The organism is Rhizobium sp. CFBP 13644, assembly GCF_014842165.1.
In the GTDB taxonomy this organism is placed as follows: domain Bacteria; phylum Pseudomonadota; class Alphaproteobacteria; order Rhizobiales; family Rhizobiaceae; genus Agrobacterium; species Agrobacterium tumefaciens_C.
The window spans coordinates 19,450-34,075 of record NZ_JACYVF010000012.1 but is presented as its reverse complement, the minus strand read 5'-3'; the positions used below and the strand labels follow the sequence as shown (position 1 = coordinate 34,075).

Here is a 14,626-nt window from a genome sequence, read left to right as displayed (position 1 = left end):
ATGCCAACCGCGACACCCGAGGGGGCTACTCATGGCTAGAAAACACTTGCTATCCGACTTGGGTGGACTAAAGTTGCCAGCCGGAAACTCCGAGAACATTGCCGCGCAGGATGCTGCTACTCCGCAGTATTCCCCACGTGGCGCGATTGGTGCTGTTTCGCGTTCCATTGAGCTTTTGAAGTCTCAATCACTTACGGAACTTGATCCGGATCTCATCGACGCGCCACTCGTGGCGGATCGATTGGAAGAGTCTGCCGATCAATTTGAAGAGTTTGCTCGTAACATAAAGGAGCACGGGCAGCAGGTCCCTATCCTTGTCCGCCCTCACCCGTCTGTTGAAGGTCGATACCAGATTGCCTACGGACGTCGACGCCTGAAAGCAGTCAAGGCTGCCGGTATCCAGGTGAAAGCCGCTGTTCGCGCTCTGTCGGATGACGAGTTGGTTCTGGCTCAAGGGCAAGAAAACAGCGCTCGGCAGGATCTTTCCTTTATCGAGCGCGCCCTATACGCCGCAGAGCTTGAAGCTAGTGGATTTCAGCGACCAGTCATCATGGCGGCGCTTGCAGTTGATAAAAGCAATCTTTCCCGCTTGATCCAGGCTGCAAAGCAACTTCCCGCAGATATTATCCGCTTGATTGGCGCTGCCCCGAAGACCGGTCGGGACCGTTGGTACGAATTGTCAGGCCGTCTAGGACAAGACGGCGCAGCGGAAACTGCCCGTGCGTTGCTCAAAGACGACGCGGTGAAAAGCTTGAATTCTGACGAGCGTTTCGCTCGGGTATTCGAAGCTGTTGCTCCCAAGAAAAAAAAGTCGGTGAAGGCTGAAGCAGAGGTTTGGAAAGCTGAAGATGGCACGAAGGCTGCTCGATACAAGCAAGACAAGCGTACACTGACTTTAATGATCGACAAAAAAGCAGCTCCGGAATTCGCGGAGTACCTGATGTCGGCACTTCCAGAAATCTATGCTTCGTTCAAGCAGTCGAAGCAGTAGGCGAATCAGCAACGAAAGGATCGTTAGAGCAAAGAAAAAGCCCTCCGAAACAGTGTTCCAGAAGGCCTCTCTCAGTTTGGTCGCTTAGAGAATCGCATTTCCCGGAATCACAGTCAAGAGTCACTGCCAGTTCGGCAGAGCCTTTTCTTTGCCTTTTGAGAGGTGAAAGAAATGCAGACAGGAAGTGTGACGACGCCCTTTGGGCGGCGGCCAATGACGCTCGCCTTGGTGAAGCGGCAAGTGGCCACAAATGATATCAAGGCTGGTAAAACGGTCGAAAAATGGAAAGTCTTCCGTGACGCCTCGGAAGCGAGAGAAGAGCTCGGCTTGCAGTCGAACAGCCTGGCTGTGCTCGACGCGCTTCTGAGCTTCTACCCGGAGAATGAATTGCGCCAAGACGCGCAGCTCGTTGTGTTTCCGTCAAACGCGCAACTGATCCTTCGAGCCCACGGCATGGCAGGCGCTACGCTGCGCCGACATTTGGCGCTTCTGGTCGACGCGGGCCTTATCGTTCGCAAGGATAGTGCCAACGGCAAGCGCTACGCGAGGAAGAACGGTGCCGGCGAGATCGAGAATGCGTTTGGCTTCGATTTGTCGCCAATTCTTGCCCGGTCTGAAGAGCTTGCTGTTATCGCGCAGAAGGTTGTTGCTGCTCGTTCCGCATTCCGTAATGCGAAAGAGAACCTGACAATCTGCCGCCGGGATGTCCGCAAGCTCATTACTGCGGCAATAGAGGAGGGGGCTGACGGTGACTGGATGGCGATCGAGGCCATGTACATCGACCTCGTTTCCCGCATTCCACGCTCTCCAACCATTGCTGACGTCGCCAGTATCCTCGATGAACTCGAGCTCCTGCGCGAGGAAATCCTTAATCTGTTGGATATGCAGTCAAAATCAGAATTTAATAGCACCAATGATGCTCATATTGAGCAGCACATACAGAATTCAAAACCCGAATCCTTCAATGAACTTGAACCTAGCTCTGAAAAAGAGCATGGCGAAAAGCCGAGCAAGAGACGCGAACCTCAAACTGAGACGCTGAAGGCCTTTCCTCTGGGTGTTGTGCTGAAGGCATGCCCACAGATTGTCGACTATGGTCCGGCCGGCGCTGTGGGTGGTTGGCGCGATCTGATGTCAGCCGCGGTCGTGGTGAGGTCGATGCTGGGTGTGAGCCCGTCGGCCTATCAGGAGGCCTGCGAAACCATGGGGCCTGAAAATGCAGCGGTTGCGATTGCCTGTATCCTGGAGAGGGCAGGGCACATCAATTCGGCCGGCGGATATCTGCGTGATCTCACCAACCGGGCGGCGCGTGGAGAGTTTTCGCTCGGGCCGATGGTGATGGCATTGCTGCGGTTGAACGGGGAAGCCGGAAAGCGGTCGGCGTGAATGACGTTTAAAGAAAAGACCCTCCAAAAGTGCTGAACGCCGTACGGCAGAGAGGCGTTTTGTCGAATTTGCGACTCAAGTCGTTCCATTCCGAGCGGCCGGGAAACGTCAGTTTCTAACGACCAGAGCGTGAAGCGGCTGATATTACTGTGATATTTTCCTCGCTGTAAAAAGTTTCCGGCTGGCAACTCTCTGGGAAATGGGATTAGGTCCAATGTCATTATTGGTAGGACGAAATGGCTGGCCCATGACGCCGAATCTAAATATAGCTGCGAATTGAGCGGCTATGGCAGGATCCCGATCTCCGGAGCCGTGCGGGCGGGTTCTTGACATCGTGCGACCACGTAGTCAGTCCCACCTCGGGGTCGATTTTCAATTAGGCCTTGGAATATTGATGTACGAATCAGGCCCAATCTCTGATGTCACCATTGAAGAGCTCGTGGGCGAGAATCGGCCGCCCATTACCGCCGAGCCACTCCTGATCGGGCTCTACCCTTGGAGGAAGTTGGGCAGTCATCGTCGCGCTCGTTGCTCGGAGCATCTCGAACAGACGCTCACCATCCACGAGTTCGAGCTCGAGTTTGAATTTTGCCTCCTTCGCAAGGTCCGGCACACCTTGCGCAACTTTAGAAAAGCGGGAGGCAGTAGTGACGAAAATTCCACGGTCAGACCCAGTCAAAACCATCGCACCAACGAAGTTACGCACTTCGTCAACAGGTTCGGTATCCGTCGCTATTCGACGTTTCACCTGAACTGCACGTCTAACCGTGCCGTCATCACCACAAGCGAGATACAGATCGATCCCGCCGTCGGGGGAGTTTGCATTAGCTGTGGTTCGGATCACCTGACCGCCATGATGCTCCTGTAAAAGCGAGGCAACGAGATCCTCTGCCTGTTGGGCGGAAATCAACTTCCGATCTTCCCAACGCCGCAGAAGGTGCTTTCTGATCAGTTCGAGGGGGAGGGTGGTTGAACCTAAATTAATCTCGCTCTGCAGCGCATGGGTAAGTTCCCACCATGTAGACCTGGAAACCTCCCTAGGTCCCTCAAATGGCAATGATTCATGGTCTTGGCGAAAATTCCACCAGCCACAGGCGAGGCATATCTCAAGGTGCAACCATCGAACCTGGCCGTATCCTGGCTTCAGTGGTTTCGTCTCCAATTCATGCTCAAACATCTGAAGGCCAATTGCGCAACAGGGACAACGATGTGCTTGGAGGGCTTGCGAGAAAAATGGCGAATCGACTTCGAACTCGGCATGATCGTAATTGTGTAGGCTCGTGTGCAGAAGTCGTCGATGGATCTGTGTCACTAGGCTTCCCACCTCTTTTACGCACACCTGTGTCCAATATCAAAGTCTGTCCAAAAACATAAGCCGTCCTTTGCCAGTCGCCCACTTCCAAGCCACTAGAGTATGCGCGCGGCCCTCCCCGTGCGTCATGTCGCATTGCTATAATAGGTGGACGCAACCTGGACTGATCGATGGCGCGACTGTTCCATTGCTTTGAGGAGCGGAACATCACGGTTGGCAGCCTCGGTGAGATAATGCGCCAACACCGGACTTTCGCTTCAATCAACGCACTGTCCGACCGAGGTTCTAACTTGAAAGATGCCCTCAACGTCGGATGGCTCTGCTGATCTAATTAGAAATTGCATACTGTACTCCTAACACGCGGGCAGTATCAGAGAGCCACGGCAACATAAACCCTGATCAAAGGGACACAGCGAAGGGGCGAATTTTGTCATATGCAAGAAGGTTGCCCAAAGGCGGCCGTGCGGCGAAATCAGCTCAAACACCTATCAAATGAACGTCGGTTCAATTGCTTACCGTGTCGTTTCGCCCGTTACCGGAACCGACCCCTTGATAGCGACGGGTCATTTCAGCAGATGAAATAGCTAAAGCATGCGAGCTGCTCGCCCACTTCGCCGCGTTGCGTTATTGTAATAGCTCGATGCCTGTTGCACCGAACGATGGCGGGACTGCTCCATCGCCTCGGGGAGGGGGATGCCGCGGTTGGCGGCTTCCGTCAGATAACCAGACCGCAGTCCGTGCGCCGAAAACTCCCCCGGCTCCAACCCTGCCATCTCCGCCCGCTGCTTTAAAATCGCATTGACCGACTGCGGATCGAGCGCTCGCTTTGACACGGTGCCCCAACGCCCAATCCCCCTAAAGATGCTGCCCTTATCTATATTGGCGGCCGCTATCCAAGCATTCAGAGCCACCACCGGCCGGCCTGTGAGATAGACGGTATCGTCCTGCTCACCGGACGTTGTTTTGGTCCGGCCGAGATGAATGGCAAGTGAGGGGAGGGGAGGGCCGCCCGGCATCTCGATCGGTTGCTCGACGGTCAGTTGTTCCACCCGAAGTCCGGCGATCTCACTGCGCCGACGGCCGCCAGACGCAAAGGCGACCATCAGGATCGCCCGGTCACGCAGATCACGCAGGCTTTCGGTGGCACAGGTGGCCAGCAGTTTTGCCAAAACGTCGCCCGTAACCGACTTGGCGCTCTTGCGGCGACGCGTCCGGGGGACGGCCCGCACGGCGTGGCGAATGGCCGACTTGAGAGCAGGGGAGGTGAAGGCGCCATCGAGGCCGCGCCATTTGGTCAGTGTCGACCAGTTGGCCAGACGCCGACGCACGGTGGCTGGCGCGTGCGGGCCGATGGATTTGAGAAACCCCTGCTTTCGCAGTTTGTCATCCACCGCGGCTGGCATCCCATGATCTGGATCGGTCTCTTTTTTCTCGGGGTCCCACAGGTGATGGGCGACGAATTTGAGCAGCAGTGCTTCGGGCGCCGGCCAGGCAAGAGAATGCCCGGTCGATGCCAATCCCCAGGCTTCGAGATAGGCGAGATCCGATGTCAGCGCCCTGAGCGTGTTGGCACCCATACCGGCATTGACCAGGTGGCGCAGCGTTTCGATGTCCTGGTCGGTCAGAAGTTCGGCAAGTTCGTCACGACGGTCAATGGGCAGAACGGACGCGATGGTGTCGAGCTCTTCGGCGCGCCGCTCGACGGATGTCTGTGATTTTGTCGGTTTGGCCACGTTGGCTCCGGAATGACTGGTTTTGCGGACGTGAGGGCCCTGCTTTGATGGGATTCTGTCTGATTTGCGGCTTGATATCAACAACCATCGATAAGAGGTACTTATCGATGGTTAGACATATAACCCGAAACCATACGATGTGACGGACATCAAATATCTAGTAGCGTCCGTTTAATAAATGATTTACCATGATTTCAATGGTTTACGATCTTACGAAATTGCCCATTTCCGCGCTGTTGCGACCGATTTCGGATGCGGCTTCCGCATTGTCGCGTCTCGACGAACGGATCGCCCGTTCGCCGGTCGGAGAAGGCTTTGTCGAACGCTCGCACTTCACCGACGCCTGTTCTTCTCTATGGATCGACGGCGAACTCGTCCATCTCGAAGACCTCGTCCTTCACGACGCTACAAAAGATATCCGCACCCCGACCCACGAACTCACCATCGCCCGTGACGTGTTGCGTACCCGGCGACGGATAGTTACCCAGCCGCCAAGCTGGGCGTTGTCACCCAACGGCCTCCGTAGCCTGCGCGGGCACGACCTTGTCGCCGGCGCTCCTGCTGCGTCTTTGGGTGATGAGTCCTCCGTCGTGGCTGACGACGACGCGCTGCCCGACATTGGGAACGGAGCAGGGGAGGGCAACGAGGACAATGGTACGAGCGCGCTTGACGACGAATTCGCTGCCATCGACGCTTTGCTCGCCCGCTCTGACGCCGCCATCGAAAACGCAACGCGTCTCGGCAAATCGGCGGCCGGCCGCGCCGGTGAAAAAAATCCAATGCTCTATGATCTCGATTGGGATGAGGATGAGCGGCTGGAGGAATGGCATGGTATAGTGCGGCAGGCCGAAAATTTGCCGCCGGTGCTGCAGGCGATCATTGCCCTCGATGCCTGGAATGAATTGGAGGTGCTTCAGCATGCGCCGTGGCTTGGCCGGCTTCTGTGCGCAACAATCCTGCGGCAGGCGGGCGTCACCACCGGTGCGCATCTGGCCGCCATCAATCTGGGCCTAAAAACCATCCCCGTCGACCGTCGTCGCCATCGCAACCGGGAAACGCGACTGCTGTCCATTGCTCATGGTGTGTTGGCGGCCGCAGAACTCGGACTGAAAGAGCATGACCGGCTGTCGCTGGCGCGAACCATGATGGAGCGCAAACTAGTCGGGAAGCGGACGTCGTCAAAACTCCCAAAAATGATCGAGCTGGTGATGGCAAAACCGCTGGTGTCGGCCGGGATGATCGCCAAAGACCTTGGCCTCACGCCGCGGGCGGCGCTGCGGATCGTTGAGGAATTGGGCTTGCGGGAGATGACGGGGAGGCGGAGGTTTCGGGCGTGGGGTGTAATTTAAAGTTGTATCTTAACGTAAGACAGGTGCTCTCACTAAGACCGTTCCTACAAATCCGCAGACTGAAGCCTTGTTGTCTGCTAACTTTCGAAATCGAAATTATGATAGATCGGATATATGTAGTTATCTATTTTTGGACTTTTTCATCAGTGCTGCCGCCGTGCTGAACTGTCCAACGATCGTCGACATATATCCAGTCTACCAACGCCGGCGGAGGCGCTCCTGGCGGAATTTTGTGAGAGGCATGCAATAACTCATTACGACGTCTTGATAGCCAATAGGGGTCATCGGCAAAGCTCTCTAGAATTTGTAGATAACGACGCACCCTGCCGCTATCATACTTCTTGTTCTCGCAATCCTCGAAAGCAACCTCATAAAAGGCAGCAAGTGCTTCGGGCAACGTAAGTGCTGGTCTCGTATAAGCAGGTGTCATTTGCCCTGGCAAAGGGTCGTTGAAGAGAGGGTGATGGCGACGACGTTGCACACGCTCACCGCTAGGGTACTCGGGAGGGCTTTCTAACCCTGCTGCTACCGACTCCTCTGGTTTTTTGTTTCTCCGCCCATCTTTTGTAGCTTCAGTTGTGAACAATAGCGGGAGGTGAGCGACGAGCTGAAGTGGCCGTGGTTGATATTGAGGACGCGGTTTCTGATCGGCCGTGTGCAAGGGGTCAATGTCAACTATCGTCAATGCAGATTCTGCTTCTCCGAGAGGGCCAAATTCGCCTTGATGAATATTGTAAACGCCTGGTCCAACTTCCCCATATGGCGTGAGCTTACTATCCAGCTTCTTCCATCCGTCCGGTCCAATAACGCAAGATCCTCCTACACCGTTTGGCTTGGCTGCATTTGCAAAGACCGTAATCAAGCCCGACGCAAGGAATTGGTTCTGCCCAAAGATGTGATAATCCGCAGACCGAGTTGTCATCGCAGGGACAATCAAGACCGAGCGGCGTAAATCAGCGTGAACCTCTCCTTTCTGATAGTCAAAGCTTGTCGCTTTCGCAAAGGCTTCAATCTCTTGGTACAGGAATTCGCGGATCTCAGCTTTGTTTGCAAACGAGCTGGAGGAGTTTCTAAAGCCGCCTCGCAATCGTTGGTCAAGCTCATGAACTGCGTTGAGAAGTCCAGGCATGTTGCTCGTAGAAGAATGGAGAAACAATTCCGCACAAATAAGCTCGGCAGTGTAGGATTCCAGATGCATGTGCCCCCAGAAGAGGTTTGCCAACAATGGTGCCCAATCGGTGCTTTCCACTCTGATGATCTCTTCAAGCGCAATAGACGGGTGGCGTTTTGTGCGAAACGATACCTCGACGCTTCTTAGGTCAGGTGCTCTGAAGCTAGTTCCTCGGCTATCCAATCTCTGGGTCTTAAATATACATGCAAGGATCGCGGCCAGAGGCTCTGCTGTGTGAAAGCCTTTGGTCGATCTATCGAATGTTGGTGCCTCGTACTCTGCGACCTCCACCACTCTCAAAGCGCGCGTTCCAGGGGATGGCAGTTTGGCCGAACGGTCTTCTGAGAAAAGAACTAGCTTCTGGTGAGCCGGAACGCGGCAAGTACCCGCCCAAACAGCTTGTGGGAATTCACGCTTGTCCAGTTCGCTGTAGAGCCAGTTAAGGGTATCGGGCGTAACGCTGTATTCAGGTAGGACTAGACCCTCCACTTGGAAATGTCTGCAGGCGTCGAGCACGGCTTCGAGCAGTCTTTTCCTTCTATGCTCTTCAAGATCAGCGATGGAACGGTCTGTTTGGTAGTGGTAGGTTTCCGCGACGTCCCACTGCAGAAATGCTATGCGTTTCTGACGAGGTGACCGTTCAGCTCGCTGTGACCAGGCATCGCGCTGAATGCGCAGAAGGTTGTCAAGCTCCACAGTTTCGTTGGGCTTGCCCAGAACGGGGGCGATTGCCGCGGGTTCTGTGGGTTGTCCTATGTCATCTTCATCAATCGCGCGTTCAGATGTGCCGATGTCGAGGTCAAGGGAGCTCAAATCTGGTGGCGTAGAACCGGTTGGCTCGGCGTCCGAAATATTAGCTAGAGTTGGTGTCGGAACCTCTCTCTCTGAACCAAAAGCCGACATGGCTAGATCTTCAGAGAGCATTGAAAGGCCGACAACTTCTGATTTATGGAGTGATATGGTAACGGGAAAAAGCAGCTTGCCATCACTTAGGATGTTTTCGACATTCCGGTCCTCACTGCGAAGCCAGTCCCTTGTAATTGCGTAGGCTGGGAGTTCGCGGGTGCCATAATTAGGCAATCTTATGCCAAAACTATTCCCGCTCGATATCTGGCGAATGGGATCATCACCAAGCACCACCTCTTGCGTTTCGATGCCCACGGCTTCATCCAGATCGACTAGAGCCTGGAGTGCCGCATCCCACTCTTCGGCACTTGTAACTGTATAGGGTTTAAATACTTGAGCGGGATCCACCTGTCCTTTTTTCACTGACGGAGGAACATCCACCGCCTTCAAAAGAACCGCGAAAATTCTATCAAGCGCAGCGGATACGACAGGCTGATTACTGTCTATCAATGCAGGGCGAACGGCATTGAAAAGGTTGTCTCCGGTGGTACTGATTGACAGGCCACGAGTGAGAGAGCCGGCAAGTACCGCCCAACCGAGCGGTGTTATGGAACTTTGCTGTTTCCCATAAATCTCATCATTGAATGCATTTAGCAGGGAGCTAACTTCTACGCCTAAATCGGATTTCCAATTCGGGCTGGGGGTATCGGACGTCGCATCACTATTTTCAACGAGAGCCGCATCTTGGCCGATTTGTTTTGCAAGTTCGTCTACGTCGATTGGAAGACTTTCGATTCCGGAAATTAAGGCGTCACCACCAATTTTCACGAGGTCACGGACAAACGCCCTTAGCCCATTGTGAATGGCAAGCAGCCGGCATCCTGCTACAAGCGTTGAGGCCGTCTCTCTGACATCGTCAGAGCATTGCGCCACATAAAAAGAAACTCGATTTGCTAATGCGAGCCAAGCGGAGGTTGTTCGTCGCAACCTTGCGATTGGCGGTGATCCAATTCGCCAATGGGATGACGCGCGGTAAGCACCTCTGGCGCCACGACGCGCCGAACGCAATAGAAGCCCGGACAGCCCTCCTGGACGCCATGGCTCTCCAGGACGTTCGACCCGTTCGTTTATCATCATGCCATCAGCATAGACAACCAAGCCTACAGTTGCCGCTACGGCAAGACTTTCAGCGGTCCATTGGCCGTTACCTTTCGCCTCTCCAAAGGCATCGAGCATAGATAGAGAGCGCTCGATGCGAGAAGGTAAGCCGGTTTCTGGGATGTTCCCAGGCCCAAAGGAGTCCACGCCGGTTAATCGAGAAAAGCTATTGCGAACAATAGCATGGGCTAATTGACTTGGATGACTCTGAGGGTGGTCTGCAGTATCTTCTGGATTCACAACGTTATCGGAATGTTCAAGAGCATCACAAAGTGCCCAACCAAATCGCCAGTATAAAGCGCCATTTCGAAATATTGCTTTCGGAACAAGCGCGTCACCTAGTCTCAAGGATGCAAAATCATCTGCTTTTTCTTGAGGCGCAGTCCATGAAATTATGTGATAACTGGATTGGTGCTGGCCGCCATCGTGAACAAAAAACGAATAGGCGCTTAAAAGAAGTACGGAGTCATTTTGTCGTTGCTGCGGCAACACCTTTATGAATGATCGATACATGCTGGTAAGTCGCCGTGGATCGGCTTCTTCATCTGACGCCCCGAGCGTAGACGACTCTAGCAGCGGCCTGAAACCATCCGGTAGCTCAGCTTCTCGAATCCGAATGATCGCAGTGCCGTTAACTTCAATCGACCGATCTTCCGCAAAATCCAGTCCCCATAGGGAAGGTGGCTGATCGATAGCTTTTCCCAACGCGACATGTATGAAATGGTTTTCCCGGCGAAACAGGGATTCCGATGATGTAATGCCAGGGGGGCGAGGGAGAACGGTGCGGTATCGTTCTAACGAATTCTCGCTGTCGCCACCCAGCATAAGAACCACTAGGTTTGGTCGATGCTCAAGTAGAGAAGCTAGACGAGATAAGTTAATGTTGATGAGCGCTATCACAGCGCTAACAGCTGTTTCGTCGCGCTCCTGATTCCCCACCGCCTCATCAAGGCTGGTCCAGATTTCCTGAATTTTTTGCGCCGTGATCAGAAATCTAGTGCCGGCATTCAAAATAGGCGGTGCAAAGGAAAGCTCCTCAGGCACAAAATTTGCGTCATTGCTTGCGGCCCACCGCTGCCATTCAGCTATATTCCAGTGCATAGCGCGAAAAGCCGATGCATCTCGATCAGTGCCGTCTTCCGGCAACTCCGTTCTGGGCCATTCTAGCTGTGATGTGAAATGTCGCAATGAAGCCCACAGCGATCCAAGCTCTGCCGGCTGTCGGCCACGTACAATTGTACGTCCACCATCTTGGATGGCTCTGCCATTTCCATCTGCGTTAAGCCCCACATGCCCTAAAGCCGCCGCAAGTATTGCTGTCTTCTGTAGTACGATGTCATAGCGGCTTAGGAATTTTTCTCCGAGCGCAATTGGATCTGCTGTTTTTGCGAAGAGGATACCTGCGACAATATCGATAAGTGCCACTATATCGAGGGTCGCCACTTTATCGCGTAAGATTAGTTGTTGCCGCATCTCCAAGGTCGTAGCGTCATCAATTGCGGGTGAAAGCCTTAGAAGACTTTCAATTGCATCTAACGTTGCGCAGGCCCTGTAGTATGCGCTGTGCAGGTCCGGATCGTTCGGTTCATGCGTTTCGATAAGTTCACAAAAACGAGTGGCAATCGCGCCGACGTCATCTCTGTCGGCCAGCGCTATCCGCCATAAGTAGCCATATGCCTTAACACGATCGTTATGGCGCAAGTCCGAGGCACTTAGTGCTGTTTCAATTGTTTTTAATGCACGACTCCGGGGCTCATTCACCTCACGACCGGGCTCTGATTGTGTATAAATTGCCGGGGCGTTTAGGCCGGCGTCGTGAAGGAGTCCCAACGCGAATTTTCGATCCGGTGCGATGTCGCCGGCGTCACCTAATGGGTCAAAAAAAGCCTGCGCCGCAATTTCATCCAGTGGGCCAGAAAAACCCACTGCACTTCTATTTTCTGTAACCCATCCCCTGGCCTCGGCCTTTGTCATTGGCGGAGGCGGGTCACTTTTTCGATTGAGCTTTAAGCCTTTCTGAGACAGGTAGGTTTCAATTTTTCGCTGAAGTCTGCGTGCGGTAGCTCCGTCGCCGCAGACCAAAACCATATCGTCTACATAGCGTGCATATGTTGCTCCAACGGCATCCTCGCTGCCGGAAAGCTTTTTCGCTCTGTCATCCAACAGAGTGACTTCCTCTGCAATTATGGAATCCAGTTCAAACAAAGCAACATTTGCGATGTATGCTGAAAGATCGGGGCCTTGCGGAATTCCTACATCCGGTGCGGCAAAAAGTACTTCGCCGTTCTCAGGGTTGCGATATTGAAACCCAAATGAATGCTCTGAAATTAGATCTAGAATATTTTCGGTGAGTGTGCTCGGGTCTGATATCTTTTCCGATCCGACAAGAGGCATAAATGTTCGCTGCGTTGCAGCCGCCTGGTTAGCAAGTGTGCATGCGGTAAGTATCGGTTTGAGTAACGCATTTCGCACGTGAGTTCGTCGCAGGTTGTCATAGTACCCCGCGATGTCCAGCCGCAATATATGAACGGTGTCATAAGGCATTCGGACTATTCGGTCGGCTATAAATCCGATGAAGTCTCGCCAGCAATTATAATATGGACGAAATATGCCCTCCCGACGAGGAGGTGAGATACCATCTACGATATCCATATCGACCTGATATGCAAAGCTAAGTGGTTCACCGCTCTGTCCAGTGAGACGACGAACGCCATCTCGTACGCGGACCGCTGGTATCACTTCCACAATCTCTGGCGCTGTTTCGTCTGTACGCAGCAATCCTTGAAGGAGGTACTGCTGTTGAACAATATCTTCAGCAACAGGTCCGCATTTTAGCCGCACCTTCCCATCCGCTTTCGGCACATGGCGTGCAGCGAAAGGCTCACGGGGACCCGAGGGTTCTCGTAATCTGGCTTCGTGAATATGGTATAATGCAGTTGAAGCAATCTCCAGGCGCCCAAAAGCTGCTTCATCAACCGGATATTCTCGCCGTTTTGCCGTAGAACGTGCTAACTCCAATGATCTGACTAACGCGGCGTCGTTTGTAGGTGTTTTTCCCGGTGAAGGATCGCCGACTACTGCTGTGATCTCAGGCCGCCCTCCTTCCTTGATTGAGATATAACGGCGAACTAGGGCCTGAAATTCCTTCCAACCATACGCATCAGTGTGTCGGTCTGGCGTAAAATCCAGCAGTATCGTTAGGCCTATAGGGTCTACGTCATTGACAATGCGGCGTGCGGCAGACGCCCGCTCCAATGGAGGCAAAATACTAAGTTGTAGGCTGGCGGGCTCCTGACCAACACGTCGAGCAACTAGAGCTGAGATCGCATCGGTGCGTGATTGAAGCAGCAAGCTTGCATCGGGCGCGGCGATCTCGCGCAAGTAGGCGTCTGGATCTAACTTGGTATCTGAGTTTGTGTCTGATCGAGGTAATATAACTTCGATATCAAAGGGGCCATTCTCTTTTTGAATGGCGATTAGTTCGAGCAGCGCTTTATCTGTGCCTTGGCGCCCAGCTTCATCTGGATCAAGGAAGAGGTTCACACGTCGGAGCGGCCATTGCTGCTCCGCTTTTTTAAGAATCCGCCCCAGAAGATTGGCTTGCTCTTTTGTTAGTTGCGACCCCAAAATCGCAACGGAAACGAAGCCAAGGCTTTCCAATCTCAATGCATCGAGAATGCCCTCAACGACGAAGATTTCGAAAACGTTCTGCTTATCAACTGGCAAGGCCGCCGCGCGCTTCATCGCTGCGTTTGCGCCATACATTGTGCTAGAGCGCGAGAATCCCCGGGAGAAAAGATACTTTGGCTTTTCTTCTCCAATCGACCGAGCAGCTATACCAGCAGCATCTCCGCGTTCGTCCTCTATTGTGAAGACTACTCGTTCTCCTGCGAAAAATCCTCTCAGAGGATTCGCAATCAATTCGGGGGATTGCGTCTGTGGCCCTTGTGACGCGGTCGCAAAGCCAGCTTCGAGTAATGCTTCTGCAAACACTCGATCATGCCTTCCAGCTTCTATAAGGCTATCGAGCTTAGCGACCCCTATGCCTCTCTCGCGAAGGAAGTCTTCGGAAAAGCCGCGGCTTTTGGCAAAATTTCTAAATTTTTGAGACGGTTTTTTTAGAAGCTCGGTTAGCCTGGTAGTCGCCGATCTTTTATCAACTCTTGTCTTGTCAGCCGTGGGTATCGGTGCGCCAATTTCCTCAGCAATCCATTCGATGGCACCACGGAAATCTAAGCCCTTAACGCCACGCACGAGGTCTATTACATCTCCATGCGCACCACATGAAAAGCAGTGATAGTGAGCTCGATCGACACGTGAGCTCTGCTCATAGAGGTTTAAGGAAGGAGTACTGTCTTTGTGGAAGGGGCAGATGGCTTTAACTGGTACCGTTTTCTGCCGAGCAACCTGTAGGCCGAGCCTTTGCGCGAGATCAACAATTTGAGCACGGTCAAAAAGGTCATCCAACGTGTTGCCGTGCTGCTTCGCTGACATGCAATGCTGTTCCATCAATGCGCGTAAAATACCGGGGGTTGAGCTTCCCGGATTTCAGAGTGTAAAACAAGGGGGGAGATCGCGCGGCAACTGATATCCGCAGATATCTTGATGTAATGTCAATCTACAAGCAGCAGAAGCCCTGATTCGCGCCTTCGGACGGTTCCTATATGACATGCAATGGCA

At 53.4% G+C, this 14,626-nt stretch carries 6 protein-coding genes; 3 read left to right on the top strand and 3 right to left on the bottom strand.

Annotation, left to right across the window (positions count from 1 at the left end):
• Positions 1–31: 31 nt before the first annotated feature.
• Both repB and repC read left to right on the top strand, forming a co-directional pair.
• Complete coding sequence (gene repB / locus IFT53_RS21685; protein WP_192067929.1) at positions 32–991, top strand: plasmid partitioning protein RepB; 960 nt, start codon at positions 32–34, stop codon at positions 989–991.
• Between the two features lie 171 nt (positions 992–1,162).
• Positions 1,163–2,377: a plasmid replication protein RepC gene (repC, locus tag IFT53_RS21680; RefSeq protein ID WP_192067927.1), complete on the top strand. Its 1,215-nt coding sequence runs from the start codon at positions 1,163–1,165 to the stop codon at positions 2,375–2,377.
• A 403-nt stretch (positions 2,378–2,780) separates the two neighbouring features.
• Here repC and IFT53_RS21675 read toward each other — a convergent pair whose 3' ends face one another.
• Together IFT53_RS21675 and IFT53_RS21670 are read right to left on the bottom strand one after the other, a co-directional pair.
• Complete coding sequence (locus tag IFT53_RS21675; RefSeq protein ID WP_192067926.1) at positions 2,781–3,554, bottom strand: restriction endonuclease; 774 nt, start codon at positions 3,552–3,554, stop codon at positions 2,781–2,783.
• 719 nt (positions 3,555–4,273) lie between these two features.
• A complete protein-coding gene (locus IFT53_RS21670; protein WP_192067924.1) occupies positions 4,274–5,422 on the bottom strand; it encodes a tyrosine-type recombinase/integrase in 1,149 nt (382 codons plus the stop codon).
• Positions 5,423–5,610: 188 nt separating this feature from the next.
• On the opposite strand from IFT53_RS21670, the gene IFT53_RS21665 reads away from it, so the two are divergent.
• Entirely contained in the window at positions 5,611–6,771 is a 1,161-nt protein-coding gene (locus IFT53_RS21665) for an RHE_PE00001 family protein (RefSeq protein WP_192067922.1), read from the top strand.
• A gap of 124 nt (positions 6,772–6,895) precedes the next feature.
• Here the strand turns inward: IFT53_RS21665 and IFT53_RS21660 are convergent, their stop codons facing one another.
• Entirely contained in the window at positions 6,896–14,440 is a 7,545-nt protein-coding gene (locus IFT53_RS21660; protein ID WP_192067921.1) for a CHC2 zinc finger domain-containing protein, read from the bottom strand.
• Positions 14,441–14,626: the final 186 nt, after the last annotated feature.